We start from the raw sequence: 26,030 nt of genomic DNA, 5'->3' as shown, positions 1-26,030 counted from the left end.
GCCCCCGATGCGCCTGCGCCACCCCGACGGCAGCACCGTCCACCTCGCCTACTGCACCAACGTCCACCCCGCGGAGGACCTCGACGGCGTCCTGGCTCAACTCGCGGTCCACGCCGAGCCCGTCCGCGAACGGCTCGCGGCGCCGTCCCTGGGCCTGGGCCTGTGGCTCGCCCACGACGTGGCGCGCACCCTGGCGACGGACGCGACGGCCCTGGACCGGCTGCGCCGTGAACTGTCCACCCGGGGGCTCGAAGTCGTCACCCTCAACGGCTTCCCCTACCGCGGCTTCCACGAGCCGGTCGTCAAACGGGCCGTCTACCGGCCGGACTGGAGCGACCCGGCCCGCCTGGCGTACACCCTCGACCTGGCCCGGGTGCTGTCCGCACTGCTGCCCGAGGACGCGGCCCGCGGGAGCATCTCCACGCTCCCCCTGGGCTGGCGGGTCGGCTGGACGACCGGACACCAGGACCGCGCCCGCCGCGGCCTGGAGGAACTGGCCGAAGGGCTCGCCAAGTCGGAGTTCGACTCCGGCCGCCGCGTCCGGGTCGGCCTGGAACCCGAACCGGGCTGCGTGGTCTCCACCGTGAGCGACGCCTGCGCACGGCTCACCGGGCTCGACACCGAGCGCATCGGCGTCTGCCTGGACGTCTGCCACCTCGCCGTCGACTTCGAGGACCCGCCGTCCGCCCTCCGCGGCCTGGCCGACGCCGGCCTGCCCGTCGTCAAGGCCCAGCTCTCCAGCGCCCTCCAGGCCGACGATCCCTCCGACCCCGCCGTACGGCGGGCGCTCGCGCGCTTCGCCGAGCCGCGGTTCCTGCACCAGACCCGCGCCGAGCCCGCCGGCCCCCGCCCGGAGCGGTGGGACGACCTCGACCTCGCCCTCCGCTCCCCGGCCGACGGCACCGATCCGCGCCCGTGGCGGGTGCACTTCCACGTCCCCGTGCACGCCGACCCGGAGCCGCCGCTCACCGCGACCGGACCGGTGCTGACCGACGCCATCCGCGCCCTCGTCCACGGCCCGCACCCCGTCACCGACCACCTGGAGGTCGAGACGTACACCTGGTCGGTGCTCCCGGGCCGGGACCGGCCGTCCGACGACGAGGCACTGGTCGCGGGCATCGCCGCCGAACTCGCCTGGACCCGCCAGCAGTTGCTCGCCGCCGGACTGCGGGAGCACACCTCGTGACCACCGGCCGCCCCACGCCCCTGCTGGTGCTGAACGTCGCCGCGCTCACCCCCCGCCTCCTGCGCCACATGCCGCACCTGCGGGCCGTCGCCGAACCCAACGGCGACACCCAGGGGCACGGCGCCCGGCTGGAACCGGTCTTCCCCGCGGTCACCTGCTCCGTCCAGGCCAGCCTGCTGACCGGGCTCCCCCCGAGCCGACACGGGATCGTCGGGAACGGCTGGTACTTCCGCGACCTCGGCGAGGTGCTCCTGTGGCGCCAGCACAACCTGCTGGTGGAGGGCGAGAAGGTGTGGGACACCGCCAGGCGGCGCCACCCGGGCTACCGCGTCGCCAACATCTGCTGGTGGTACGCCATGGGCGCCGGCACCGACATCACCGTCACCCCGCGCCCCGTCTACCACGCGGACGGCCACAAGTCCCCCGACTGCTACACCGTCCCACCGGGCCTGCGCGACGAACTGACCGACGCCCTCGGACCGTTCCCGCTCTTCGACTACTGGGGGCCCCGCGCCTCCATCGCCTCCAGCAGGTGGATCGCGCGGGCCACCGAGCACGTCATCCGCACCGCCGCACCCGACCTGACCCTCGCCTACCTGCCGCACCTCGACTACGACCTCCAGCGCTTCGGCCCCGCCGCACCCCAGGCCGCCGCCGCGGCCAGGGCCCTCGACACCGTCCTCGCGCCCCTGCTCCACCTGGCCCGGGAGCACGGGACCACCGTCGTGGCGCTGTCCGAGTACGGCATCACCGCGGTCGACCACCCCGTCCACATCAACCGCGCGCTGCGCGCGGCCGGCCTCCTCACGGTGTACACCCAGGCCGGGATGGAGTACCTCGACCCGTACACGTCCCGGGCGTTCGCCGTCGCCGACCACCAAGTGGCCCACCTCTACGTGCCCGACCCCGCCGACCTGCCGCGCGTCGCGGAGCTCGTCCGAGCGCTACCCGGAGTGGAACGCGTCCTCGACAGCGCGGGCAAGGCCGCGTACGGAATCGACCACGCCCGCGCGGGCGAACTCGTCGCCGTCGCCACCACCAACGCCTGGTTCACGTACTACTACTGGCTGGACGACACCCGCGCCCCGGACTTCGCCCGCTGTGTCGAGATCCACCGCAAACCCGGCTACGACCCCGCCGAACTCCTCCTCGACCCCGCCGACCGCCTCGTCCGACTCCGGGCCGCTGCCGCCCTCGCCCGCCGCCGGCTCGGCCTTCGCTCCACCCTGTCCGTCGTCCCGCTCGACGCCACCCACATCCGCGGCAGCCACGGCCGCCTCCCCGACGACCCGGACGACGGCCCCGTCCTCCTCCTCTCCGACACCACCCGCCTCCCCCGCGTCCACCCGCGCTACGCCGCCACCGACCTGCCCGACCTCCTCCTCCGACTCGCGGGCGGCACGGGCCGGGAGGGGCACATCGCACCCCGCGTCCGCTCCGGCGCCCGACTCACGGACGAGTAGTCCGCGTTCCCGGACGCCGAGCCGATCGACGTCTCCGACTTCCTCCAGTACACCGCCACCCCGGACGTCCTGACCGACGTGCGCGAGGGCACCCCCAACCTCCTGCTGTTCACCGACGACCTGTAGCACCACCAGGCCGGACCGGCGGGGTCGAGGCGCCGCCGGTCAGACCTTCGCGTCGCGTGCCTGGTAGAAGCGTTCCAGGACGAGCTCGACCAGCTCCGGCGCGTCGACCAGCGGTTGGGAGACGCCAACCACGCCGGCCGCGGTCGAGGCCTCGACTGTCACACGGAACAGCAGGCCGGCGGCGAAGCAGTAGGACGCGACCGCGATCCGCCGGGCCCCGGTCAGGACGGAGTATGCAGCTGTTCCTGGTGACGTCGTAGGTGGTGAGGGCGGTCCCGTGGACCGCGACGACCGTGCCGTACCCGTCCGTCCGCCAGACGCCCTCCAGCCGGTTGACACCCGGGCGCTTCGGCCTACCGGTGGCGGCGGCCAGGTGTCCGGGCGAAGTGCTCCAGGAGCCGGACGTGGCGGAACTCGTAGACCGCGCCGACCTTGCGCAGCACGCCCCGCTGATGGGCGTCCTCCAGGAAGGTCATCGCCGCCTGGGGCAGTTGTCCGGTCAGCGGCAGCCAGATCCGCGCGAGGAGGGTCCACTGACCCCACGCGGTCAGGCTGAGCATGGTTCCGAGCCCGGCTCCGAACGTCGTGAGGAGTCCGAACCTGAGCGCGATCTCGGCGTTCCAGGCCAGCGTGAGACCCCAGAGCCGGTGGTCGAAGAGGGCGATGACGGGTTTGCTCCCGATCGCGACCAGGCATCCGAACACCGGCGCGAACATGAACCACTGCAGGAGTACGGTCCTGCGGTTCATGACCAGCAGGTCGCGGGGGTCGGGGGCGGACGCGATGGCGACGCGGGCTTCGAACCAGGCCATCAGCGCCCCGGTGAGCCCGGCCGAGAGGCCGAACACGACCCCGTAGACCACCCCGGACACCAGTCCGTACGTGTACCAGTCCGGGTCCCCCGAGCGCAGGGTGCTGCCGACCCCCTGCAGGAGGCCGATCCCGGCCCCGCCCACCAACCCTGCCGCGAGCCCGACCCCGGCGCGCGCGAGGATCTCGGAACCGGATCTGGCACCCCCTCCGGCCCTTCCGCCGAGGCGTATCCGCACCTGCGACGGTTCCAGGGCCGCGCCCCGGAACACGAAGCCGATCCCGTGCACGAGCGCGAAGGCCAGGAAGGCCGGGAGGCCGTTGATCAGTCCGTCCAGCACCGCCATGGTGAACCCGTGGTGGAGCCTCGCCGTGAGGCCGCGCGGGGGCCCGGCGTCGTCGAAGACGGCGAAGGCCCCGTCCATGGCGCCGATGACGAGGGCGACACAGGCCCCGGTTACGAACCCGGTGAGGAGCATGCGCGGCACCAGCCGCATGGCGGTGCCCAGTTTCCACCAGGCGAGGTCAGGGTGCTCCTGCCGTTCGAGGTGCCGGGCGAGGAAGCCCAGCCAGCGGGACACCCGCTCCGGATCCCGGTTCCGCTCCTCCCGCGACCACCGGCCCGACGCCTTCCGGCCGGGTTGGGCCGACGGCAGCGGACCGGCGGGATAGACCGACGGGACCAGGGAGTCCAGCAGGTGCCTCTCGATCGCCTCCGGGGTGGGAAAGCAGCGCCGCTTGGCGAGGTCTCCGGGACCCCCGCCCGAGGTCGGGCGCTGGTAGGCGGTCCGGCACAGCCACAGCATCAGCGGAACCGTCAGGACCTCGGCCGCCGGGCAGGACGGATCCTCCGTCAGCGCGTCCGTGAGCGGGCGCCAGCGGTCCTGGTGCTGGGGTGTGGCACTCCTGAGCAGGTACCGCGAGGCCTCCTCGGCGGTCAGCGGTTCGGCCTCGACGACGGCGGCCGAGCGGAGCACCTGGGCGGCGTCGATCGCCTCGACGTAGTCCTCGGTCCGGCAGGTCAGGACCAGGGGGGTTCCGTCCTCGAGGGCGTTGAGCTTCTCCAGGGCCACCGGCCGTTCGTCGGCGGGCAGTTCGTCCAGACCGTCGAGCACCGGCATGATGCGCCGGTCGCGGCGCAGCAGCCGGACCGTCTCGAGGCCCAGGTAGGGGTACTCGCGCAGCAGTTGCCGGTCCAGCCACTCGGTCAGGTGGTCCACGCGCGGCCGCCAGGAGGCGATCGACAGCAGGACGGGGACCGGCTCTTCCTCGCGCATCCGCCGCAGCAGTTCGATCACCAGCAGCACGGCCAGGGTCGTCTTTCCGCTGCCGGGCCCGCCCAGCACGACCAGCCGGCGCTGCGGCAGGCGCAGGAACGCGCCGGCGAAGGAGGCCAGGTCCGCGGCGCTCCCCTCGACGGGGTCCGCCGTCAGGTCGGGGTGGTCGCCGAACGCGCCACCGGATCGAGCGCACCACCGGACCGGGATCGGCTCCGGCCCGTGGAGGCCGCGCAGCGCGGCCTCCTGCCGCCACTGCGCGAGCACCACGTTGCCCAGCTGCTGCGCCGCCGTCTCCACCGGGTCGGGGAAGCGCAGGGTGAAGTAGTTGTTCTGGACGCCGTTGGGGCCCGACAGGATCGCGGTCGGGCCGTAGAAGACGATGGTCGGCTCGCCGCCCGGCTCCGCACCGGTCGTGCCCGGCTCCGTAGCGGTCATGAGGCCCCGAAGCGGTTCTCCTGGTGGCCGTGGTCACCGACCACGATCGCCGTGGACCCGTGGAAGGTGTTCCCGGTCATCGTGTTTCCGCCGCGGCCCGGATCGAGTCCCGCTCAGGTTCCTCCGGCCGGCGCACCCTTTCCCGCCCCGCGCGCGGACCGTTGCCAGGCGAACGGTACCTCCTCGTACGGGACGGTAAACCGTGGGACGGCGCGGGACGTCGACGGAGCAGCCTGCGGCGGCCGTCGGTCGCGGCCGTTCTCACCCGCCGTCAGGAGCGAGGGTCCCGGCGACGGTGAACGGCTCCCCGACGAACCGGCCGAGTCGTTCGGCCCAGGCCAGCGCCACGTCATCGGGCACCTCCGCTCCGGCCAGGCGGGCGGCGGCCAGGGTGGCCGGGAGTGCGCCCTGGTCCAGCAGGACGGCCCACTGGCCGGCGGTGAGGGCCAGGTAGCGCAGGTCGGGGCACTCGGCGAGCGCGGTGAGGTTCCGGACCTCCGCCCGGGAGAGGTCCAGGCCGCGGAGGTTCGGGACGGTGCGCAGTGGGGCGATGTCGACGGGCCCGGATGTGGCGAGGTCGAGGGCGGTCAGGTGCCGGTGGCCCGCGAGCGGCGCGAGGTCGCCGCCGTGCAGGGTGACGCCCAGGAACTCGACGGGCAGCTCCCGAAGCGGGGACAGGTCGTCGACAGGGCGGCGGTGGAGTTCGAGGCTCCGCAGGTGGGGAGCGGCGGTGAGCGGGGTGAGGTCCATGAGCCCACTGGGGGCGTTGCAGTGGATCAGGACGGTCTGAACGCCGGGTGGGACGTCCTGAGGAATTCCGTCCGCCACCAGCTCGGGGCTGGAGCCGAATTCACGTGGGCCTTCCACGAACTCGATGTAGTCGACTTCGTCCTCCTCCACTTCGTAGGCGTCCCGCTCCAGCAGGTCCAGGTAGCGGGCGAGAAGTGAGGTGACGGAGTCGCAGACGTAGAGCGGCCCGTCGTAGTAGTCGCGGCCGATCTGGATCACCTGGCCGGGACGTCCGGCCCGGGCCGGGGACATGTCGACCGCCAGGTAGTTGCCGTCGTCGGCGGTCGCGAACGGCAGCCAGCCCGGGTGCTCGTGGCAGCGCCGGACGGTGTCGAGCGGCTCGGCGTCGAGGACGACCGAGTCCCAGGAGGTCTCCCAACCGGACCACACCGGCTCCCACAGGTTCGCGTTGACGGCGACCAGGCGTGCCAGGGGCATCCAGGCGAGGCTGCCGAAGAGGCCGAGCGCCTCGTCCCCGCTGCCGTCGGCGATCAGGTAGAGCGCTCGCAGGTCGGCGGGCAGCGGCCGGCCGAGCCGGCGCTCGGCGTCGTCGAGTGCCGTGGTGGTCACCGGCGGTGGCAGCTTCTCGGCGTGTCCCAGGATGTCGGCACGCCGCTCCAGGTAGGCCCGCAGTCGGGTGACCGCGAGATCCGGATCGCCCGCCGGGGCGGCGCCGCTCTCCTCCTGGGCGAAACCCGGCTGGGACAGCCGACAGTCGTGGTCCAGGACGGCCAGGAACCCGGGACGGGCGTCGTGCAGGCGGGAGACGACCTGCCGGGACGCCGTCAGGGCGAACTCGCCGGACGGCCGGCACCGTATCTCCAGATTCGTGCGCTCCCAACCGCGGGCCGCTCCCACCGCCGCCGTCACGTCGTCCAGGCCCTGGAAGATCGCGACCCCGTGGATCGGCCGCGGCTTCTCACCGGCGATGGTGTACCGACCGGAGACGCCCAGGCCGAACAGGCCTTGACGGCTGGCCAGCACCGCCTCCGTCCAACCCTCGGGTGCGTTCGCCGCGATGCTCTCGGCCACCCGCGCGACGCCCTGCTCCACCTGCTCGGCCATGCTCTGCTCCGGTTCTGTCGACACTGCCGGTGATCATCGCAGGGGGCTCTGACAGACCCGTGGGCCGGAGTGCCGGGCGCACGGGCTCGGTGAAACCAGTCGGCCTGGTGCTCTTCCGGCCGAGTACCGGTTCGGGCCGGGCCCGTCCGCCCGGCCTGAACCGGAACCGCCAGAGAACCGACGGTCCGTCGAACAGGTCGGGCGGGCGCTGGTAGAAAGGGAGTTCGCGCGGCAGCGGTCGACACAGGGGCGGAGCCGGGGAGTGGTGGAATTCGAAGACGGCCACGGGCCCACGAACATCCGGAACGTCGTCACCGACAGTACGGTCCACTACCTGGTGCAGATCGGTGTGCTCAACGGGGAGCTGCACCTCACCGTGCCGCCCCGGGCCGTGGCGGCGGAGACACCGCTCGGCCTCGCCGAGGAGCGGCTCGCCCGCAGCCTGCTGTACCAGTGGCGGGCCGAGGCCGACGCCTGGGACATGGCCGACCCCGAACCGTTGGCCGTCCGCTGGGTGCACAGCCGCACCGCGCTCGCGCCGGGGGCCGAACTCGGCGGGCGCGGCGACCGGGTCGGCACGATGGCGGAGGCTCTGCTGGGACTCGACCACCGCCGCCTGCTGATCCTCGGCGGGGCCGGCGCGGGCAAGACGACCCTCGCCGTGCTGCTCACCCTGGAGCTGCTCGCCCGCCGGCTCACCCGCGGCGAGGACGTCCCGGTGCCCGTCATGCTCTCGCTGGAGTCCTGGGACGCCGAGCGGGTCAACTTCCACGACTGGCTGGCCGGCCGGATCACCGAGGAGCACCCCGGTCTGCCCCGGGTGGACGGGCTCCACCCCGCCCGCCGACTGGTGAGCGAGCGCCGCCTGCTGCCCGTCCTGGACAGCCTCGACGAGCTGCCCGAGCACCGGAGGACCGCCGTGCTCGGCGCCCTCGGGCGCCAACTGGGCCAGGAGGGCGGGGTGGTGCTGATCTGCCGGACCGAGCCCTACCGCGAACTGGTGGCCACCCAGCGGGACGTGCTCCGGGTGGACTCGGCGATCGAGGCGCTGCCGCTGGCCCCCGGCGACGTCGCCTCCTACCTGCACCGGGCCCGGCAGCCCTCGCGCGCCGCGCAGTGGGCGCCGCTGCTCGCCGAACTCCGCACGGCGCCCGGCAGCCCGGTGAGCCGGGCGCTGTCGACGCCGCTGATGGTCTGGCTGCTGCGGCGCGGGTACGAGCGGGCCCCGGCGGACCCGGGCGAGCTGCTGGACCGCGGGCGCTTCGCGACCGCCTGGCAGGTGGAGCAGCACCTGCTCGACCGGATCGTGCCCGCCTCGTTCCCGCCGCTGCCGCCGGCGCCCGACCGCCTGCACCCGCCCCGGCGGTGGGAACCGGACCGGGCCCGGGCCTGGCTGTCCTTCCTGGCCCGGCTGATGAACCGCCAGGAGACCGCCGAGCTGGCCTGGTGGCGGCTGTTCGGCGCACCACTGCCGCGGGCGTTGGCGGCGCCCGCGCTGATCGTGGTGGGGATCGCCCTGTCGGTGCTGATCGACCTGGGGCTCGGGGCCGTCGGGGGCTCCGGCCACCCCTTCGGCTTCGGCACCGCCGTGGGCCTCGGTGTCGCCCTCGCGGGCTTGGTCCGCACGGCCGGACAGGGCTGGTTCGGGGACGAGACCTCGACGCCCCGACGGCGGGTCAACCCGCTGCGCTTCGCCGGGGCCCTGCGCTCGGCCGGCCGCAACGGGAGGCTGGGCCGGGCCTGGCGGCTCACGGTGGTGATCGGCGGGCCGCCGGTGATCCTCGCCCTGGTCGTGCTCCAGCTCCTGGCACCGGCGGCGGAGGGTCTCGCACTGGTGGCGGCGGTGCTGCTGTCCGCCTATCTGATGGTCGCGTTGGCGGCCCCCTCGGACACCGTGGACGCCGCGACCCCCGACGCGCTGCTGCGCTCGGAGCGGACCTCGGTCCTGGTGACGCTGCTCGTCCTCGCACCACTGCTCGCCGCCGGGATCGGGCTGATGGACTGGTCGCGGGCCCATCTCTACCGGTACAGCCAGGTGGACTGGTCCTACCCGCTGGCGACCTGGTGCGGGGCCGGCGCGACGTTCCTGCTGCTCAGCCCGTGGAGCCGGTGGCTGCTGGCCCGGTGCTCGCTGGCCCTCGTCGGCCGGCTGCCCTGGCCGCTGATGACCTTCCTGCGGGACGCCCACCGGGCCGGCCTGCTCCAGCGCACCGCCGGGACGTACCGCTTCCGCAACCTGCGGCTCCAGCAGCACCTGGCCGCCAAGGCCGGGCCCCGCTCGGGAGGCCAGGGAGGCTCGGGGACTGCGGGGGTCCCCGCGCCCCGGGCGACGCCGGACGGAGCGACGACGGTCGCGACCGGTCCCCTCGCCGACCTGACCCTGCCCCCGGCCTCGACCTGGCGCGGCCTCACCGTACGGCGCGACCCGGACTCGTACCTGCTCACCGGCCGCGTCCGCGCCGTCATGCTCGCGCACTGGGGCCCGCTCGGCGCCCTGCTGGGCCTGCACCTGGTCCGGATCACGGTGAGCGGCACCTGGGACCGACTCGACTCCTGGAAGCCGATCGTCGGCGTGCCCGCCCTCGGCCTGCTGGTGATGCTGATCAGCCTCCTGCGCCGACGGCACATCGAACTGCACATCACCGACACCTTCATCGCCGCCCGGACGGGCCGGCACCGCTGCCGCTACGAGTGGCGCGACGTGGACGAGGTCGCCGTCCGCCGGGTGCACCTCCGCGGCCGTGACACCCCCGTCCACGGCATCCACGTCCGGCCGCGGACGGGAGCGCCCCTGCCCCCGGCCCGCTGGCGGGGGCGGGACGGGTGGTACCTGGTGCAGCCGATGAACGTCGTCCGAACCCTGCCTCCCGACCTCACCGAGGCGCTCGCCGAGCTCTCCGGCGGGCGCTGGCGGCCGTGACGCGGACCAAGGGCCGGAGCGGGCACTGCCCGGCTACCGATGGCAGGGGCTCTGGCCGAGCACGTAGCAGCGCAGGTCGACGTCCTCGGGCAGGACGGGCACGGCGCCGGGAAGGGCGACGGCGCCGACCGTGACGATGAACGTCCTGGTCACGGCGTCGCTTCCCTTCTTGTTCTGTGGGGCCTGGAAGAGCAGGTAGCGGGCTGACAGGTAGTCCTCGACGGTGAGGTGGGGGCGGGCGAGGAGGTCGAGGGCAGCGGAGTGCAGGACGGCGCTGTCCCGTGGCGTGGGGGTGGCCGAGTAGACCGGCCTGCCGCCGGTCTCGATCCGGGAGGCGTCCAGGCCCCGGGCCGCGTAACGGGCGACGAGTTCGGCGTCGGCGCGGTGCGCGGCCTCACCCCGCAGGAGGCGGTTGCCGGCGATCCGCCGCCCGTCCGGCAGGAGCACCCAGTTCTGGAGGGTGTCGCCCTCGACGCCCTCGGCGGCGAAGCGCCGCTCGGCGAGACGGCCGTAGCGAAGCATCGCTTCCGAGGCCGGGGTCGCCAGGCCCCCGGTGTAGGCGCGCGTGGCCTGGTCCCACTCCGCGCCCTCGCGAAGACGGCCGACCTCGCCGAGCCGGTCGAAGTTGGTGTCGCCCTCCCGGATCGGGGTACGGAAGCGCTCCGGATTGAAGAAGGCACCGGCAGGACCGGGAGGCGGGCCCATCGCGACGGCGAGACGGTAGCGCCAGTCGACCAGCCGCTCGTGAACGGCGGCCAGCGCGGCCGCCCGGGCCGGCCGACCCGGGGCGGTGTCCCACAACTGGGCCAGCAGGTCCGCCGCTTCGGTGGCGGCGGCCGCCTGCTCGGAGGCAAAGGCGCGGGCCTTGGCCTGCCGGGCCGGGTCGGCGAAGCGCAGCGCGAGCGGGCTGGTGGGGAAGTCGCCGGGGGTGATCGGTGCGGTGGGCATGGCTCTCTCCTGATACGCCCTCTTGGGCCGGGCTCGGACGAACCGGCCCCACGTGGACGGAGGCTCCCCCTCCGGGGCCAAGCCTGGATCAACACCGGCCCCGGCGTGGAGAATTGCCCCATGCGTATTCTGATCGTCACCACCGGCTCCCGCGGGGACGTCGCACCGTTCACGGGCCTGGGCCGGCGTCTGGTGGACGCCGGGCACCGGGTGGCCGTGGTCGCCCATCCGACCTTCGCGGCGCTGCTCGAGTCCTGCGGCCTGGAGCACCGGCCGCTGCCGGGGGATCCGGAGGAGCTCATCCGGGCCAGGGCCCGCGCGACCTCCCCGGAGGAGACCCGCGCGCTGATGACCGCGTTCGTGGACGGGCTCGCCAACGGCGTGGCGGACGCCGTCGCGGGCGGGGCCGACCTGCTGCTCACCGCCTTCGCCCCGTCGCCGCTCAGCCTGACGGCGGGGGACGCGTACGGTGTGCCCGTCCTCGGCACGTACCTCACGCCCGCCTTCGCCACCACGGAGTTCCCGCTGCCCGGCCCCGCCGGCGGCGCGGACCTGGGACCGGAGGGCAATCTCGCCGCCGGCCAGGAGCGGCTCCGGGGCGCGGACCGAATGTTCTCGAGTGCCGTGGACCGGATGCGCGAGCGCCTCGGCCTTCCCGGCACGACGTCGCCGGAACCGCTCGGGCACACCCGTCCGGTCGTCCACGGTTACAGCCCCGTGCTGCTGCCGCGCCCGGCGGACTGGCCGGCCCCGGTCGACGTGGCGGGCTTCTGGTGGCCCGCGCGGCCGCTGGGCTGGCAGCCTCCGGGCGACCTGGTCGACTTCCTCCAGGCCGGTCCGGCCCCGGTGTTCATCGGCTTCGGCAGCATGGCCCCCGGGGAGGGCGAGCGGCTCGGCGAGCTGGTGACGGCCGCGGTACGGCAGGCGGGGGTGCGCGCGGTGGTCCAGGCGGGCTGGGCCGGGCTGGAGGCGGCGGGTGACGGCGTGTTCTGCGTCGGCGACGTGCCCCATGATTGGCTGTTCCCCCGCACGGCCGCCGTCGTCCACCACGCCGGGGCGGGCACCACGGGCGCCGCGCTGCGCGCCGGAGTCCCCGCCGTACCGGTGCCCGTGATGGCCGACCAGCCGTTCTGGGCGGCACGGCTGCACCGGCTGGGAGTGGCCCCGCAGCCCGTGCCGTTCGCCGACCTCACCGCCGAGCGCCTCGCCGCCGCGATCACGGCCGCTCTGGCCGAGCCGGTCCGCCGCCGTGCGGCCGCCGTCGCCGGGCTCATGGCGGGCGAGGACGGCACCGGTGCCGTCCTGGCCCACGTCGCCCGGATCGCCGAGGCCCCCGGACGGTGACCCCGGCCGCTGAGCCTGGACGGTCCGACACCCGGCCAGGGCACGCGCCCCGGACGGCCGGCGGCGGTCCACCCACTCTTGGATAGGCTGCCGGGATGATCCCCGACGCCCCCCGGCTGCTGCGCGCCGACGCCGCCCGCAACGCGGAAAAGATCATCCGGGCCGCCCGGGAGGTCTTCACCGAACAGGGCCCCGACGCCCACCTCGACGACGTGGCGCGCCGGGCCGGCGTCGGGGCCGCCACGCTGTTCCGCCGCTTCCCCGACAAGGCCGCGCTCCTGCGGGCCGTACTGGACCAGGGCTTCGGCGAGCGCGTCCGGCCCGTCATCCAGGCCGCCGCCGACGACCCCGACCCCGCGTCCGGGCTGGCCCGCGTGCTGGCGGCGGCCCTGGAGTCGGTGGCCGGCGACTACAACGTCCTGGCCGCCGCCCGCGCCGCCGGCGTCCTGACCCCGGCGACCGGCGAGGAGTTCTTCGCCGCCCTGGACGCCCTCCTGGCGCGCGGTCAGAGCGCGGGCGTGATCCGCGCCGACCTCGTGCCCGACGACCTGCACCGCATCGTCGTCATGCTGGTCTCGGTGCTGTGGACGATGGACCCCCGCGAGGACGGCTGGCGCCGGTACTTGGCCCTGGTCCTCGACGGCCTCTCCCCCGCCGGGGCCCGCCCACTGCCCTGCCCCGCCCCCGCACTGCACTCCCGCACGCCTTGACGCCCTGACGCCCAGCCTGGTGTCGGCGACCCCGCCGGGCCGCCGACACCACCGGCCGTCAGCGCGCCGGATCCAGCCGGAGCGCCGAGGCCGGGCACCTGGCGGCCGCCTCCCGGGCCTCTTCCGCCGCCCGTCCGACGGGCTCGGCGGCGAGCACGACGACCTGCCCGGCCTCGTCCTGGTCGAACACCGACGGCGCGGTCACCGCGCACTGCCCCGACGACACGCACCGCGAGGTGTCCGCCACCACCCGCGCGGCGGGCCGCTCGCGCTGCCGCTCCCCGTTCACCACAGGACCGGGACCTCGCCGAGGCCGCCCGCCAGCCGTTCGGAGTGGTCGCGCAGGCTGTGCGCGTCCACCGCCAGCCGCAGGCCGGGGAAGCGCCGGAACAGCGCGGTCAGCGCGATCTGCATCTCGGTGCGGGCCAGCGCGTTGCCGATGCAGTAGTGGCCGCCGTGCCCGAAGGCGAGGTGCGCGTTGGGGGAACGCGACGGGTCGAAGGCGTCCGGCTCCTCGAACGCCCGCCCGTCCCGGTTCGCGGCGTTGATCGCCACCAGCACCGCCTCGCCCGTCGCGATCGCCGTCCCCGCGAGGGTGACGTCCTCGCGGGCGTAGCGGGTCAGGCCCAGGGCGCCGGGCGCGGCCATCCGCAGGACCTCCTCCACGGTGGCGCGGGCCGACCCCTCGGGGTCGCCGGCGAAGCGGTCCCGCCGACCGGTGTCGCTCAGCAGGAACAGGACCCCCAGGTCGATCCGGGCCGAGGTCGTCTCGTGGCCCGCGAACAGCAGCCCCACCGCCAGGCGGGCCATCTCCTCCTCGGTGAACGAGGGGTCCTGCGCCTGTACGGCCAGGATGTCGCTGATCACGTCCTGGCCCGGCCGCTTGCGCTTCTCCTCGGCGATGGCGGACACGTACGCCTCGAACTCGGCCATGGCGGCGGCCCCGTCGGCCCCGCCGTACAGCGCGGCGATCCGCTCGGACCAGCCGCGCAGCAGGCCACGGTCCTCGACCGGCACGCCCAGCAGCTCGCAGATCACCATCACCGGCAGCGGGAACGACAGGTGGTCGTGCAGGTTGACGGCGCGTCGCGGATCTCCCGAACGCTCCTCGTCCATCGCGTCCAGGCAGGACGCGGCGAGTTCCCCGATCCGCTCGCCCAGCCGGCGCATCCGCGGCGCGCTGAACGCGGGCGCCAGCATCCGGCGCATCCGCGTGTGCTCCCGGTCCTCCTCCTCGGGCGAGGGGGCGGGGCGCGTGTGCAGCGCCGAGGACGAGATCCTCGGGGCGCCCTCGGTGTCGGGGCGCAGCCGGGAGAACCGGGTGTCGCTCAGGATCTCCCGGGCTTCCTCGTAGCGGGTCACCAGCCAGGCCGGGTCGCCGGCGGGTGTCGTCACCCGGGCGATCGGGCCTTCCTCGCGCAGGCGCGCGAGCAGCGGCGCCAGGTCCAGGGCGTTGGGGCGCTCGAAGGGTAACTGCGGTGCTGGGGCGGTCATGGTCTCTCCTCGCCGGCCGAAGGGCCACAAGAGCAGTGAACGCTTGACGGAGCCGTGCTCTCCTTGCCCGTCCGGACCAGGGCGGACGAGTGCCCTTCCGGTCAACAAGTGAGAGTCGACTCTCTCTTACTGGGAGCGTAACACCGCCGGCACGCACAGTCAGCCTCCAGAACGCTGCCGGGAGGAGGGCACCCGTCGAGGCCGGCGGCAGCCGAAATGCTGTCGCTCCGCCGGTCAGGGACGGCTACGGTGCGCCGTTGTGGATGACGAAGACCCGAAGGACCTGGTCCGGCGTGGATACGACCTGCTGTCCGCGCATTACGAACGCGCGTTCAACAGCGAGACGAAGTACGGATCGTGGATCGAGGAGTTACTCGGGCGGCTCCCGGAGGCGGGCACGGTCCTGGACGTGGGGTGCGGGACCGGAGTCCCCGTGGCCCGCTCCCTCGCCGCAACAGGGCGCCGTGTCACGGGCGTCGACATCAGCGACGTCCAGATCCGGCGGGCACGGGAGCTGGTGCCGGAGGCCGAGTTCATCCGGGCGGACGCCACGACCCTGGCGTTCCCGCCGGGGACCTTCGACGCCGTGGTCTGCCTGTACGCGCTGATCCACATTCCGGTCGGGGAGCAGCCGGCCCTGCTGGGGCGGATCGCCTCGTGGCTGCGGCCGGGAGGCTGGCTCCTCGTCACCACCGGGCACCAGGCCTGGACCGGCACCGACGAGAACTGGCTCGGCGGCGGGGCCGCGATGTGGTGGAGTCACGCGGACGCGGCGACCAACCGGTCCTGGCTGCTGTGCGCCGGCCTGGAGGTGGCGCACGAGGAGTTCGTCCCCGAGGGCGACAGCGGCCACGTCCTGTTCTGGGCGCGGCGGCCCGTGAGCTGACGGGCCGTGCGGGGCCGTGGCCGAGCGGAGCGGTCGCGGGACGTACGCCGCCCACGGCCACGGCGGGCCCTCCGCTGATAGGTTCCAGCGATGAGCGAGCAACTGCCCGACGGCGGCGTCGAACTGTCCCCCGACGAGATCGAGGCCCTCCCCGCCAGGTGGTCGTCCTGCTGGACTCCGGGTGAGGTCGCGCAGCGGTTGGCCGGGATCGGCACGCCCTGGTACGTGGCCGCGGGGTGGGCGCTGGACCTGTTCCGCGGCAGGCGGACGCGCGCCCACGGGGACATCGAGATCGGGATTCCGGCCGCGGGCTTCCCCGAGGTCCGCGACCGCTTCCCCGGGTACGCCTTCGACGCGGCGGGCAGCGGCCGGATCTGGGCGGACGCCGCGCCGGAGGCACTGGCCGCCGTCCACCAGACCTGGCTCCGCGATCAGGCCACCGGCGACTACCTGCTCGACGTGTTCCGCGAACCGCACGACGGCGACACCTGGATCTGCCGACGCGACGAGACGATCCGGCTCCCCTACCGCGAGATCATCCACCACACCCGGGACGGCATCCCGTATCTGGCCCCCGAACTGGTCCTGCTGTTCAAGGCCAAGCACGTCCGCGAAAAGGACCAGTCGGACTTCGACGCGACCGTCCCGCACCTGACCCCGGCTCAGCGCGAGACCCTGACCGGCCTGCTCACCCGCGTACACCCGGGGCACCCCTGGCTCGCGGACCTGTAGCCGCCCCCACTGCGCCCCGTGTCAACTGCCGCCGGTCACTGAGCGGCGGCGCGGCTCTGCCTGAGGTGGATCTCGACGGAGCGGCACAGGCTCAGCGCGTCGTGCGGGTCGTCGGCCCGGTAGCCGAACCGGCGGATGAGCAGCACCGAGTCGAGGGTGACGCCTGCGCGGGCCAGCACGAACAGCAGGGTGAGCAAGGCGGCGCGGGCGTTGCCGTCGTCGAACGGGTGGAAGAAGCAGACATCCAGGTAGACCCGGGCCGCCCTCGCGGCCAGCGGGATCCGGCCGTCGGCGGCCTGCGCCAGGCACGCGTCGAGGCGGGCGCGGGTGTCCGGGCCGATCCCGTAGCGCTCTTCGCCGCCTTTGGCGAAGGCGGGGCGGGTGCGCAGCGGCGGCGGCTCGGGGGTGCCCAGCACGTGCTGCTGCCAGCCGCGCAGCAGCTCGAAGTCGAGCACGGCACCACGCGCCGCGTCGGCCCGCACCAGCTCCAGTGCGGTGAGCAGGCCGGCGGCGCGGGCGGGGTCCACGGCGGCGTCGAAGAAGCGGAAGTCCTCCGCCGCTCCGTCGCGGGCGGGGGTCACCGGCCCGCTGTCCGTGCCGTCCTCGCCGTCGGCGCCGTCCGACCACGGCACGCTCGCGCGCACGGCGAGCCAGCGTTCCAGGTGGTCCGGGAGCTCGCCCGGGTCCGGCGACCAGTAAACGTCCTGCGGACGCAGTGGGCCGACGAGTCGCTCCGCGACCTCATCGGCCAGGACGGTGTCGGGTGCGGTCCAGCTCTTGAACCGGCCGCCGACCGCCTGTCGAACCAGTCGCTCGGCCGGCTCGGGGGCGACGCCCCAGTAGCCGAGGAACCACTCCAGGACCTGCCGGCAGTGCCCGTACCAGCCGCTCTCGGCGCCCGTCCGGTCGGCCACCTGCAGGATCAGGTTGCGGGCGGCGCGCTCCCAGAGGATCCGGTCCGCGTCCAGGGTCTCCGGGTCCAGGGGGTAGGCCTCGAACCACTCCGCGAGCCGCTCCAGCCAGTCACGCCACTCGCACAGAGCCGCCACGACCCGGTCGAGGGTCTGCTCCGGGGTGGTGATCGAGTGCGATCCGCAGCACCAGTTCCCGACCGGCCCGCCGTCGACGTCCCCCTCGCCGAGCGACCAGCGCCACCCGGCCGCCCAGCGGCCGTAGCGCTCCATCAGCACGTGCGTCATGGCGTCGGACCAGGGTTTGGCCACCTCCCAGGCCCAGTTGACCCTGGTCAGATCGATGGCCGGGTCAAGCCGGGAGGGCACCCGCCGCGCCGGCCCGAGGGAGCGGATCACCCCCGCCACCGAGGCGGGGTCGAAGGGGTGGTTGGTGGGGTCGACGTCGTCCCAGGTCAGGTCTGTGGGGTGGAGCGTGTTGAGCACCGGGTCAGGGTGCCACGGGGCCCGGGGGCGCGAGCAACACCTTTTCCGGCAGTCCACAGGGCAGGGCACCACGCTCGTCGCCGCTGCTCGCCCTGACCGTCACCCGTCTGACGGCGGAACGCCGGTGGGTCCGCACCCGGGCTCGGGTGCGGACCCACCAGCGGTCAGGGGGCTACGGCGTCAGGACTGCGGCCAGGCGTCCGTGAAGTAGCCGAACAGGTCGGCGATGATGTCGGTGCTGCCGACGTGGTTGTAGATGTCGACCTTGCCGTCCGCGCCGACCGGCGTGGTGACGTGGTTGGGCACGGTCTGGCCGGCCAGCAGGTTGAGGTTGCTGGTGCCGGGGCGCGGGGCGCCGTGGGCGTGCACGGTGAGGTAGCTGTCCTCGGTGGTGTTGGTGGACGTCACGTTGAGGACGGCCGCCCGGGCGCCGGCCGGGATGCCGCCGACGACGGTGGTGCTGTCCGGGCCCGGCTTGGCGAACGGGCCGGTACGGGTGTCGGTCAGGCGGACGGGCACGGTCGGCGTGTACGTGGCCTTGCCGTTCGGGGAGTAGTACCCGAAGACGTCGAGGATCACGTGGGTGGAACCGTTGTGGTTGTACACGTTGACGGTGCCGTCCGGGCCGACCGGGACGATGACCTGGTTGGCCTTGTCCTTGCCGGGCTCCGGGTTCAGGTTGGAGCTGACCGGCTTGGTCCCGCCGCCCGCGTACACCTTGAGGTGGGTGTCGGTGGCGGTGTCGGTGCTGGTCAGGTTGAGCACCACGGACGTGGCGTCCGCCGGGACGCCGCCGACGCCCGCGACCTTCACCGCACGCGTCTCGCCGGACCCGAGCTTGCTGCTCTCCCGGGTGTCCACCAGCCGGCTCGGCGCCAGCGGGGTGAACAGGTCGCCGCCGTTGGGGCGGTAGAAGCCGACGATGTCGACGATCACCTCGGCGCGGCCGGAGTTGAGCAGGGTGCTGATCCGCTTGGCGTCGCCGATCGGCACGGTGACCAGGTTGGACGAGGTGCGGCCGGCCGCCACGTTGACGTTCGAGGTGATCGGACGGGCCTGGCCGGTCGGCCAGACGGTGAGGTGGGTGTCCTCGGTGGCGTCGGTGACGGTCACGTTCAGGACGACCGTGGTGACGTTCCCCGGCACGCCGTTCGCCCCGGGCGCGCTGCCGGTCGGGACCGTGAAGGGCACCTCGGCGCCGCCCCGGAGGTCCAGGTTCGGGTCCTGGCGGGTGTCGACGAGCCGGTACGCCTCCGTGCGCAGGAACCCGGTCGGGGCGTACGCGGCCCGGAAGGGGTACGCGGCGGTGCTGGTGCGGCCGGCGGTGTCGGTGACCGTCACCGTGACCGTGTAGTCGCCCGGCGAGGCGTACCCGTGGACGACCGCGTCCAGGGTGTTCCGGGTGACGGCGGGGGTCCCGTCGCCGTAGTCCACCACGACCTTGGAGACCTGCCACGGCGAGACGGTTCCGGACGGGTCGACCCGCACGCCCAGCGGCGGGGCGTCGGCCGTGTCGAACCGGTCCGGGACGACCTGCTGGACGGTGGCGCCGGCGGTCAGCGGCCCGGGGGCCGTGACCTGTACCTGCACGCCGTACCCGCCGGTGAACGGCTGGCCGCCGCCGGTGTCCACGGTGACGTTCGCGGAGAAGGTGCCCGGCTTGGTGTAAGTGTGCTTGACCACCGGGGAGTTCGAGGTGACCGCCGGGGTGCCGTCGCCGAAGTCGTAGCGGTAGGTCATCACGGAGGTCGGCCAGTGGGCCTTCTCCGGGCCCGTGGTCGCCGTCAGCGTGATCTCGGTGCCGTACGGGGCCCGCTGCTGGTCGGCCGTCAACTGGGCCGAGGTTATGGGCTCCTGGCGCTCGGTCGCGCCGCGGTCGTGGTAGCCCAGGCCGGTGCCGAGGTTCGGCCGCGACGGGTCGTCGGCCGGGTGCGCGGCCGGCACGAAGCCCGGCGCGGTCTCGTCGGCGGAGTCGACGACCTCGCTGTTCAGCGCGCTGCCGGACTGCCAGCGCGGCACCACGTAGTCGTGCTTGCCGGCCCGGCCGTCGGTCGCGGCGGCGAGCGACTCGGGCGTCTGGTGCCGGGTGCCGGCCCAGACGTACGGCGTGCCGTTGCCGGAGTTCGTCCAGTACGGCGCGACGGTGTTCGAGCCGGCCCGGGTGTCCTTCGCCGAGGCGGCGGAGACCACGATCTCCGCACCCTCGGGGTTCGGGCAGGAGTACGGCGCGGAGGGCGAGAAGTGGTTGCGCACCACGTTGTTGAAGAGGTTCGACCCGGAGGAGTCGCCGGCCAGCTCGATGCCGGCCGTGCAGCCGTCGGCCACCGTGTTGTTGGTGAGGGTCGTCCCGGGGCTGTCGACGGCCTTGATCCCGGAGGCCTCGGTGCGGACCACCGTGACCCGGCTGGAACCGGTGACCAGGACCTCCCGGGCGTGCATCGACTCCACCACGACGTCGTGCACACCGGACAGCCGCACGTCGCCGCCCACCGCGGTGCCGCCGGCCGCGCCCCGGATGGTGATGGGCCGGCCGGGCTCACCCGACTTCGTGACCGCGGTGCCGGAGCCGAACGTGCCCCGGGCCACCTCGACGGTCTGCCCCGGCAGCGCCGCCGCGGCGGCCGCGTTGACGGAGCAGAACGGCTTCGCCGCCGTCCCCGTCCCGGAGTCCGAGCACGCCGGGTCCCAGGCGTCGACCCGCAGCACCCCGGGCGCGTCGTCGGCGGAGCCGGTGGTGGCGGCGGAAGCCGTGGTGGCGGCGGTGGGAATGCCACCGAGCACGGTGACGAGGCCTGCGGCGAGCAGGCCCTTGGTTCGGTTGGGGCGCACGGTGCGGTCCTCCGAGAAGGGACAGGAGTCTGACCTGGTGGGCACGGGCCCGGTCGGGTGGGTCAGGCCGCGTGGATCGCAGGCAGAGCAATTATGACGAGGGCTCCGACGGACTTGATCACCGCCCCCACCTGCGGTGTCGTATCCCATGAGGCGGGACCGGACGTCCCGGACAGTTCGGATGATTCGGACTGCCGAGGGCGCGGGCCGGGGCCCCGCGGGATCAGGTCGTCCTCTGCGGGGACCCGGCGTGCGACCCCTGTCAGGCGTTGACCAGGACGATCTTGCCGGTCGCCCCGCCGCTCTCGCCGAAGTGGTGCGCCCGTGCGACCTGGTCGAGCGGGAAGGTGTGCACCCGGGGGAGCGCGAGGCGTCCGGTGGCGATGAGCTCGCCGAGGTCGGCGAGGACGTAGAGGGCCCGGCCGTCGTCGCCGCGGCTGAACGCCACCCGGTGCTCACGGGCGCCGGCGACATCGGAGAGGGTGACGACGCGCTCGGGGCCGCCGGTGAGGTCGATGAGGTCGGGCAGTGCTCCGCTGCCGGCGACGTCGAGTGCGCGGTCGACGCCGCCGGGCGCCAGCGCGCGGACCGCCGGCACGAGGGTCGGGCCGTAGGCGACGGGTTCGGCTCCCAACGCCCGGACGTACGCGTGCCCGGCCGGGCCGGCGGTGCCGATCACCCGCGCGCCGCGGGCCACGGCGAGTTGGACCGCGGCGCTGCCGACGTTGCCCGAGGCGCCGTTGACGAGGAGCACGGTGCCGTCGACCACGCCCAGCCGGTCGAGTCCGCGCGCCGCGGTCTCGAGGGCGGCGGGCAGGGCGGCGGCGTCGGCGAAGCGGACGGACGCGGGCAGCGGCGCCCAGTGCGACAGCACGGCCGACTCGGCCTGGGCGCCCCCGCGTTCGGACAGGCCGACAACACGGTCGCCGACGGACACGTCGGTGACGCCCTCGCCGACCTCGTCCACGACACCGGCCGCCTCGTGTCCCAGCGTCTGCGGCAGTTCCTCGTCCATCAGGCCCGCGCGCTTCTTCCAGTCGCTGGCGTTGACGCCGGCGGCGCGTACCGCGACGCGGATCCGGCCGGGGCCCGGGTGCGGGTCGGGAAGGTCCACGACCTCCAGGACCTCGGGGCCGCCGAAACGGCTGAACCGTACTGACTTCATCGTGGACTCCGTTCCGAACGGCAGCGGTGGGACACCGGGTTGAACACGGCGGCAGGCCGGCCCCCGCTGTCAGGCGAGGCGCTCGCCGTCGTAGAAGACGCCGCCGGTGGGCCCGTCGGCGGGCAGGGTCGCGGCCCAGGCGACCCACACGGCGCTCTCCGAGGCGGGCCGGTCCTCCTCGTCGATGACGACCCGGCCGCACCCACCGACCGACCGGCCGGCGACTGACCGGAGCGGGGCCGCTCTCGTCACTCCGGCAGCGAAATGCCCAGTTCCCGCAGGCGGGGCAGACAGGCTTCGAGGCACTGCTCCACCGAGGCGGCATCGGTGCGCACGAGGATGTCGTCACGCAGCGGGGCGCCGCTGGCCACGAACGTCCACGGCTTGCGCTGCTCCGCCATCCGTTCGGCGTCGGCCTTGAGCAGCACGGTGATGCCCTGTTCGGCCAGTGCTTCCATGATCGCCAGTGCGTCCACCGGTGGTCTCCCCCTCGTGAAGTGCGTCGAAGGTGCTCGAACGCGCCACGGTGAACCTACCGGTCGAGGCCGGGCAGCGACGGCCAGGCGGCGACGGCCGGGCCCCGGACGGATGATCCGCCCGGGCCCCGGCGCTGGTGGAGGCGGGCCGGTCAGGCGCCGGGCACGCTGACGTAGCCGGAGATGTGGAACTTCTGCCCACCGCCGCGGGCGTCCGCGGGCTTGACGTGGCGGTGCGTCACCTTGTCCCCGACGTTGCCCTCGACGGTGTCGATGGTGCCGTCGTGGTTGACGGCGACGACGACCCCGACGTGGCCACCCTTGGCGTAGGCGGGCGGACCGTAGACGACGAGGTCGCCGGGGACGGGGGTGTAGAGGCGCTCGCCGCGCGCGGGCTGCCGGTTGTGGAAGAGGTGGTGCTCCTGGCCCCACTTGCCGACGCCGCGTCCGGACAGGGTGGTCGGCGCGGGCTTCACGCCGGCCTGGTGCCAGGTCCAGTCGGCGAACGCGGCGCACCAGGCGGTCTTGGCGCACTTGCTCTGCTTCTCCGTCCCGTCGGCGTAGGCGAAGTACTTGTCGCACGTGCCGGACTTCTCGGGGTCCTGGCCGGCCGGGGTGATCTGGCCGCGGGCGATGGAGACGATCCGCTCGCGCAGCGCGGAACGGGCGGTGGCGCCGTCGGACACGGTGGCGGTGTCGGTCGCGGAGTCGGTGTCGGTCGCGGAGTCGGTGTCGGTCGCGGAGTCGGTGTCGGTGGCGGTCCGGACGGCGTGCGCACCGGCCGGGAGGGCGCCGGTGGTGGCCGCGGCGGCGGTGCCGAGGCCGCCGAGCGTCCCGGCGGCCACCAGGGCGACGGCGGCGGTCCTTCCGGCGCGGCCCACGAGGGCGGCGAGCAGACGCGAGTGTGTCATGTTCATGATCTCTCCTTGGATGCGCCCTCCACCGCCCCGGGCAGGCCGCAGCCTGCCCGGGACACGGGAGGAGGTGGGGTTTCCGCCGGGGATGCGCCCTCCGGCCGACCACCACGATTGCACGCCCGACCGCCGGACTCCTACGCTGTGTGAACGCCTGGTTACCCATGCATATGCGGAGCGCCTCCGTACGGCCCTGACCTGGGCCTATGCACAGCCGAGGGAAGAGGAACAGAGCCGATGACGCACAACCGGCCGCCGCAGGCAGCCGATGAACCGGACCAGCCGACGGCCGCAGCCGCCCGCGCCGAACTGGCCCGGACGCTGCGGAGGTGGCGTCAGGAGGCCGGGAACCCCACCCAGGTGACCGTGTCCCGGCGCACCGCGATCGCCCAGACGACCCTCTCCCGCTACGAGAACCCCGACGGCAGGTACCCGGCACCGGAAGCGGCGCTCCACTCCCTGGCCGCGTACTACGCGGTCGCCGACGGCGAGCTCGTCCGCGCGCTCGGGCTCAGGGCGGCGATCGACGGCAGCACGGGCGACGCGCCGCCACCGGAGCCGGTACCGGAGCCTGCGGCGGCGACCGCACCGGAGGCACCGGCGCCCAGTGCCGAGCCGACCTCCGGTCAGGAGCCCGGCGGCAGGCGACGGCGCCGGGCGGCGTGGGCCGCCGGGGGCGCGGCCGTGGCGGCGGCCGCCGCCGGCGCACTCCTCTACGCCCTGGCGGGCCCGGACACCGGCGCCACCGTCGCGCCCGCCCCGCAGGCGATGCCCGCACCGACGGCGGCCGCCTCCTGCGACGGGGCGTCCTGCGTGCACGTCGACCCGGTCGGCACCGTCTGCGACCGCGACGCCGCCACCGCCGCGGCCGACCGCGACTTCGGCGTCCTGATCGAACTACGCTACAGCGCCTCCTGCCACGCCGCCTGGGCCAAGATGAGCGGCGGCTCCCCCGGCGACCGCGTCCAGGTCTTCGGCACCCCGCCCGAGCAGGAGGAGTACCGCCAGCAGTCCGGCCACGACGCCCACAGCAAGATGGTCCGCGCCGCCCGCCCCGCCGACGCCCGCGCCTGCGCCGTCGTCGACAACCGGGGCACCGCCTGCGCCGCACCCCGGGAAGCCCCCACGGGATGACGCGGGAGAGCGGGCGCAGCCGGGTCGGCGAGCCGCTCGGGCGGAAGCCGACGGTGACCGCCCGTCAAGGACGAACGGATCCGGCGCACTCCCCCCTCGCGATCCGGGGATACGAGGTCCAGGCGTCGTCCCCGCAGCGCGCGGCGTGCTGAGGCCCACGGGTCACACACCCGCCCGCAGTTCCGTGAGGTCCAGCGGTGGCAGCCGTGACAGCTCGGCGTCGGCGGCGGCCGTGGCGGCGGCGTAGCGGGAGTCGGCGAGGAGGGCCTTGACGGTGTCGGCGATCTCGTCGCGCGTCGCTGTGAGTTCCAGCGCGCGGCCGAGGCCGTGCCCGGCGAACGTGGTGGTGTTGCCGGGCTGGTCGGCGAGGACGCCCAGGCCCAGGACGGGCGTCGCCGCCTGCACCGCGTCGAGCAGGGAGGCCTGCCCGCCGTGCGTCACGAACAGGTCCACCTGACGCAGGAGCGCGGGCTGCGGGACGTGCTCGACGACCGTGATGCGGGGGTCCGCGCTCGGCAGGTCCCGCGCGAGGTGTCCGGCGGACACGATCGCCTCGCAGCCGGTCGCGGAGAGGGCGGCCACGACCTCCCGGTACACGCTCCTCACGACGCCGCGCAGACCGGACATCGCGGTGGTCAGGGTGCCGAGGCTCACGTAGACGAGCGGGCGGGAGGAGGCGGGACGGTCCGGCCGCTCGGAGACGGTGGTCCGGAACGCCGCGACGGTGCGCCGGACCGCGCGGGCCGATGACGAAGTCGAGTGCGGACACGTGCGACGGTATCGGCTCGGCGGTGACGGCTATCCGTAGGACCATGGGGACTCCAAGCAGCGTTCTGCGGGCGCGCGGAATCCGTGCCCGCTTGCCGAGGTCGGCGGGTTGCGACGGGGCGTCAGGAACCGGCACCGGGTGACGGCGGCTTCCTCGACGGGGCCGGGCCCGGACCGTCCTGACGGCCCACGACGAGGACCTGGAAGGCCGCGCCGCCGTAGGCGACCAGGAGCCGGGCGATCCTGCGGGGCGTGCTGCGCATGCTGGTGTGCCTGCTCTCGTAGGGTGCTGTCGGTCTTTCGGAGGGTGCTGTCGGCTTGTCGGAGGGTGCCCGGGTCACCAGGAGACGGCGTCGTCCAGCGACTGCTGCCAGTAGCCGACCTTGAGGGAGTCGTCCACGTAGGCGCCCTCCGCGGGCAGCGACGGGTGGGCCCCGGTGCCGACGCTCTCGTTGCCGGAGGGGCCGTGGAAGTAGACGGTCAGGGAGTTCACGGTGTGGCCGTTCGAGCCGTCGGTGCCGTCGGTGGAGGACAGGTTCACGGAGGCGTAGCCGGACTCGCCGGGCTGGAGGGTGAGCACGGCCTGCGGCTTCGAGTCGGTGATGACGGGGGGTACGGACTGGGCCTCGCCGAAGCGGACGGCCGGGTAGCCGTAGAGGTAGCAGGTGCCGGAGCCGGTGTTGGTGACCGTGAGCAGCAGGTGGTTCACGGGGCGGTTCAGCGGGGCGGCCGTGGTCGCGGTGTTGGAGCCTTCGCAGGTGGCCGGCTCGGCGGCCGCGGGGGCGGCGGGGGTCTTCGGCGTCGGGGTGCCGGTGGCGGGCTTCGGGGCGGTGGGCCGGGGTGCGGCGACCGGCTCCTGACTGGCGGAACCGGTGGTGTCACCGGCGTCGGCGGACGGGGCCGTGGAGGTCGAGGAATCCGCCGCAGCGGCGGGTGCCGCAGCCCTGAGCGAGGGCCCGGTCGCCGTATCGATGACCCCGCTGTCGTTGCACGCGGTGAGCGAGCAGGCGGCGACCACGAGGCTCGCGGCGCCGCTGACCAGACGGGTGCGGGAGGTACGGACGGACATGTGGTCGCGCCCCTTTCGGCATGGGCTCGGGTGCTGCGTCGGTCGGACGGCCGAAGCCTGCGCGACGGTCCGTCCCAGCCGCCACGTCTG

23 protein-coding genes are annotated in these 26,030 nt (G+C 74.3%); 8 read left to right on the top strand and 15 right to left on the bottom strand.

Annotation, left to right across the window (positions count from 1 at the left end; translation table 11 throughout):
- Positions 1-7 precede the first annotated feature (7 nt).
- On the top strand, positions 8-1,186 hold the full coding sequence (gene eboE, locus ACFCY1_RS23325) for a metabolite traffic protein EboE (protein ID WP_375875911.1): 1,179 nt from the start codon (positions 8-10) through the stop codon (positions 1,184-1,186).
- On the top strand, positions 1,183-2,649 hold the full coding sequence (locus ACFCY1_RS23320; RefSeq protein ID WP_375875910.1) for an alkaline phosphatase family protein: 1,467 nt from the start codon (positions 1,183-1,185) through the stop codon (positions 2,647-2,649). Before eboE ends, ACFCY1_RS23320 begins: the two co-directional genes overlap by 4 nt.
- A gap of 165 nt (positions 2,650-2,814) precedes the next feature.
- Here the strand turns inward: ACFCY1_RS23320 and ACFCY1_RS23315 are convergent, their stop codons facing one another.
- The 3 genes from ACFCY1_RS23315 to ACFCY1_RS23305 form a co-directional block, all read right to left on the bottom strand.
- The gene (locus ACFCY1_RS23315; RefSeq protein ID WP_375875909.1) at positions 2,815-2,937 is read right to left on the bottom strand and encodes a hypothetical protein; all 123 of its coding nucleotides are present in this window, start codon (positions 2,935-2,937) and stop codon (positions 2,815-2,817) included.
- Positions 2,938-3,128: 191 nt separating this feature from the next.
- Complete coding sequence (locus ACFCY1_RS23310) at positions 3,129-5,300, bottom strand: NACHT domain-containing protein (protein WP_375875908.1); 2,172 nt, start codon at positions 5,298-5,300, stop codon at positions 3,129-3,131.
- Between the two features lie 261 nt (positions 5,301-5,561).
- Positions 5,562-7,178: an SMI1/KNR4 family protein gene (locus ACFCY1_RS23305; RefSeq protein WP_375875907.1), complete on the bottom strand. Its 1,617-nt coding sequence runs from the start codon at positions 7,176-7,178 to the stop codon at positions 5,562-5,564.
- A 238-nt stretch (positions 7,179-7,416) separates the two neighbouring features.
- Between ACFCY1_RS23305 and ACFCY1_RS23300 the strand changes: the two genes are divergently transcribed.
- Positions 7,417-10,074 carry an NACHT domain-containing protein gene (locus ACFCY1_RS23300; RefSeq protein ID WP_375875906.1) on the top strand — a complete coding sequence of 886 codons (2,658 nt, stop codon included), beginning with the start codon at positions 7,417-7,419 and terminating at the stop codon, positions 10,072-10,074.
- Between the two features lie 33 nt (positions 10,075-10,107).
- Here the strand turns inward: ACFCY1_RS23300 and ACFCY1_RS23295 are convergent, their stop codons facing one another.
- A complete protein-coding gene (locus tag ACFCY1_RS23295; RefSeq protein WP_375875905.1) occupies positions 10,108-11,022 on the bottom strand; it encodes a hypothetical protein in 915 nt (304 codons plus the stop codon).
- Positions 11,023-11,142: 120 nt separating this feature from the next.
- Between ACFCY1_RS23295 and ACFCY1_RS23290 the strand changes: the two genes are divergently transcribed.
- Entirely contained in the window at positions 11,143-12,366 is a 1,224-nt protein-coding gene (locus ACFCY1_RS23290) for a glycosyltransferase (protein WP_375875904.1), read from the top strand.
- Positions 12,367-12,461: 95 nt separating this feature from the next.
- Positions 12,462-13,076, top strand: coding sequence for a TetR/AcrR family transcriptional regulator (locus ACFCY1_RS23285; protein ID WP_375875903.1), 615 nt, complete (start codon positions 12,462-12,464; stop codon positions 13,074-13,076).
- Positions 13,077-13,134: 58 nt separating this feature from the next.
- Here the strand turns inward: ACFCY1_RS23285 and ACFCY1_RS23280 are convergent, their stop codons facing one another.
- Together ACFCY1_RS23280 and ACFCY1_RS23275 are read right to left on the bottom strand one after the other, a co-directional pair.
- Positions 13,135-13,368: a ferredoxin gene (locus tag ACFCY1_RS23280; RefSeq protein ID WP_259316337.1), complete on the bottom strand. Its 234-nt coding sequence runs from the start codon at positions 13,366-13,368 to the stop codon at positions 13,135-13,137.
- The gene (locus tag ACFCY1_RS23275) at positions 13,362-14,570 is read right to left on the bottom strand and encodes a cytochrome P450 (RefSeq protein WP_375875902.1); all 1,209 of its coding nucleotides are present in this window, start codon (positions 14,568-14,570) and stop codon (positions 13,362-13,364) included. Before ACFCY1_RS23275 ends, ACFCY1_RS23280 begins: the two co-directional genes overlap by 7 nt.
- A 259-nt stretch (positions 14,571-14,829) precedes the next feature.
- On the opposite strand from ACFCY1_RS23275, the gene ACFCY1_RS23270 reads away from it, so the two are divergent.
- Entirely contained in the window at positions 14,830-15,456 is a 627-nt protein-coding gene (locus ACFCY1_RS23270; RefSeq protein ID WP_375875901.1) for a class I SAM-dependent methyltransferase, read from the top strand.
- A gap of 90 nt (positions 15,457-15,546) precedes the next feature.
- Positions 15,547-16,188: a nucleotidyltransferase domain-containing protein gene (locus ACFCY1_RS23265; protein WP_375875900.1), complete on the top strand. Its 642-nt coding sequence runs from the start codon at positions 15,547-15,549 to the stop codon at positions 16,186-16,188.
- Positions 16,189-16,223: 35 nt separating this feature from the next.
- Here ACFCY1_RS23265 and ACFCY1_RS23260 read toward each other — a convergent pair whose 3' ends face one another.
- The 6 genes from ACFCY1_RS23260 to ACFCY1_RS23235 form a co-directional block, all read right to left on the bottom strand.
- Positions 16,224-17,585, bottom strand: a complete 1,362-nt coding sequence (locus ACFCY1_RS23260; protein WP_375875898.1) for a Fic family protein — start codon at positions 17,583-17,585, stop codon at positions 16,224-16,226.
- Between the two features lie 180 nt (positions 17,586-17,765).
- Positions 17,766-20,414, bottom strand: coding sequence for a PKD domain-containing protein (locus ACFCY1_RS23255; RefSeq protein ID WP_375875897.1), 2,649 nt, complete (start codon positions 20,412-20,414; stop codon positions 17,766-17,768).
- A gap of 262 nt (positions 20,415-20,676) precedes the next feature.
- Positions 20,677-21,579: an NADP-dependent oxidoreductase gene (locus ACFCY1_RS23250; protein WP_375875896.1), complete on the bottom strand. Its 903-nt coding sequence runs from the start codon at positions 21,577-21,579 to the stop codon at positions 20,677-20,679.
- Between the two features lie 69 nt (positions 21,580-21,648).
- A complete protein-coding gene (locus ACFCY1_RS23245; protein WP_375875895.1) occupies positions 21,649-21,831 on the bottom strand; it encodes a hypothetical protein in 183 nt (60 codons plus the stop codon).
- Positions 21,828-22,055 carry a hypothetical protein gene (locus ACFCY1_RS23240; RefSeq protein WP_375875894.1) on the bottom strand — a complete coding sequence of 76 codons (228 nt, stop codon included), beginning with the start codon at positions 22,053-22,055 and terminating at the stop codon, positions 21,828-21,830. The genes ACFCY1_RS23245 and ACFCY1_RS23240 overlap by 4 nt, the downstream gene beginning before the upstream one ends.
- Positions 22,056-22,207: 152 nt before the next feature.
- Positions 22,208-22,972, bottom strand: coding sequence for a CHAP domain-containing protein (locus ACFCY1_RS23235; RefSeq protein ID WP_375875893.1), 765 nt, complete (start codon positions 22,970-22,972; stop codon positions 22,208-22,210).
- A gap of 234 nt (positions 22,973-23,206) precedes the next feature.
- Here ACFCY1_RS23235 and ACFCY1_RS23230 point away from each other — a divergent pair, with 234 nt between their 5' ends.
- On the top strand, positions 23,207-24,103 hold the full coding sequence (locus ACFCY1_RS23230; RefSeq protein ID WP_375875892.1) for a DUF2690 domain-containing protein: 897 nt from the start codon (positions 23,207-23,209) through the stop codon (positions 24,101-24,103).
- 162 nt (positions 24,104-24,265) lie between these two features.
- Here ACFCY1_RS23230 and ACFCY1_RS23225 read toward each other — a convergent pair whose 3' ends face one another.
- The 3 genes from ACFCY1_RS23225 to ACFCY1_RS23215 all read right to left on the bottom strand — a co-directional run bounded on the left by ACFCY1_RS23225 (position 24,266) and on the right by ACFCY1_RS23215 (position 25,940).
- The gene (locus ACFCY1_RS23225; protein WP_375875891.1) at positions 24,266-24,757 is read right to left on the bottom strand and encodes a glycosyltransferase; all 492 of its coding nucleotides are present in this window, start codon (positions 24,755-24,757) and stop codon (positions 24,266-24,268) included.
- A gap of 236 nt (positions 24,758-24,993) precedes the next feature.
- Positions 24,994-25,134 (bottom strand): hypothetical protein, encoded by a 141-nt coding sequence (locus ACFCY1_RS23220; protein WP_375875890.1) that lies wholly within the window; start codon positions 25,132-25,134, stop codon positions 24,994-24,996.
- A 74-nt stretch (positions 25,135-25,208) separates the two neighbouring features.
- Complete coding sequence (locus ACFCY1_RS23215) at positions 25,209-25,940, bottom strand: DUF4232 domain-containing protein (RefSeq protein WP_375875889.1); 732 nt, start codon at positions 25,938-25,940, stop codon at positions 25,209-25,211.
- Between the last annotated feature and the right edge of the window lie 90 nt (positions 25,941-26,030).

It is taken from the genome of Kitasatospora sp. NPDC056273, from assembly GCF_042268845.1.
Taxonomy (GTDB): domain Bacteria; phylum Actinomycetota; class Actinomycetes; order Streptomycetales; family Streptomycetaceae; genus Kitasatospora.
Note: the sequence above shows the minus strand (reverse complement) of the source record. Positions and strands in the feature narration are given on the sequence as shown.

What these genes read in the sequence shown, in the direction of transcription:
- ACFCY1_RS23295 (WP_375875905.1), bottom strand. Translation starts at nt 11,022, where the DNA reads ATGCCCACCGCACCGATCACCCCCGGCGACTTCCCCACCAGCCCGCTC.
- ACFCY1_RS23215 (WP_375875889.1), bottom strand. Translation starts at nt 25,940, where the DNA reads ATGTCCGTCCGTACCTCCCGCACCCGTCTGGTCAGCGGCGCCGCGAGC.
- ACFCY1_RS23290 (WP_375875904.1), top strand. Translation starts at nt 11,143, where the DNA reads ATGCGTATTCTGATCGTCACCACCGGCTCCCGCGGGGACGTCGCACCG.
- ACFCY1_RS23275 (WP_375875902.1), bottom strand. Translation starts at nt 14,570, where the DNA reads ATGACCGCCCCAGCACCGCAGTTACCCTTCGAGCGCCCCAACGCCCTG.
- ACFCY1_RS23235 (WP_375875893.1), bottom strand. Translation starts at nt 22,972, where the DNA reads ATGAACATGACACACTCGCGTCTGCTCGCCGCCCTCGTGGGCCGCGCC.
- eboE (WP_375875911.1), top strand. Translation starts at nt 8, where the DNA reads ATGCGCCTGCGCCACCCCGACGGCAGCACCGTCCACCTCGCCTACTGC.
- ACFCY1_RS23220 (WP_375875890.1), bottom strand. Translation starts at nt 25,134, where the DNA reads ATGCGCAGCACGCCCCGCAGGATCGCCCGGCTCCTGGTCGCCTACGGC.
- ACFCY1_RS23285 (WP_375875903.1), top strand. Translation starts at nt 12,462, where the DNA reads ATGATCCCCGACGCCCCCCGGCTGCTGCGCGCCGACGCCGCCCGCAAC.
- ACFCY1_RS23310 (WP_375875908.1), bottom strand. Translation starts at nt 5,300, where the DNA reads ATGACCGCTACGGAGCCGGGCACGACCGGTGCGGAGCCGGGCGGCGAG.
- ACFCY1_RS23265 (WP_375875900.1), top strand. Translation starts at nt 15,547, where the DNA reads ATGAGCGAGCAACTGCCCGACGGCGGCGTCGAACTGTCCCCCGACGAG.
- ACFCY1_RS23250 (WP_375875896.1), bottom strand. Translation starts at nt 21,579, where the DNA reads ATGAAGTCAGTACGGTTCAGCCGTTTCGGCGGCCCCGAGGTCCTGGAG.
- ACFCY1_RS23230 (WP_375875892.1), top strand. Translation starts at nt 23,207, where the DNA reads ATGACGCACAACCGGCCGCCGCAGGCAGCCGATGAACCGGACCAGCCG.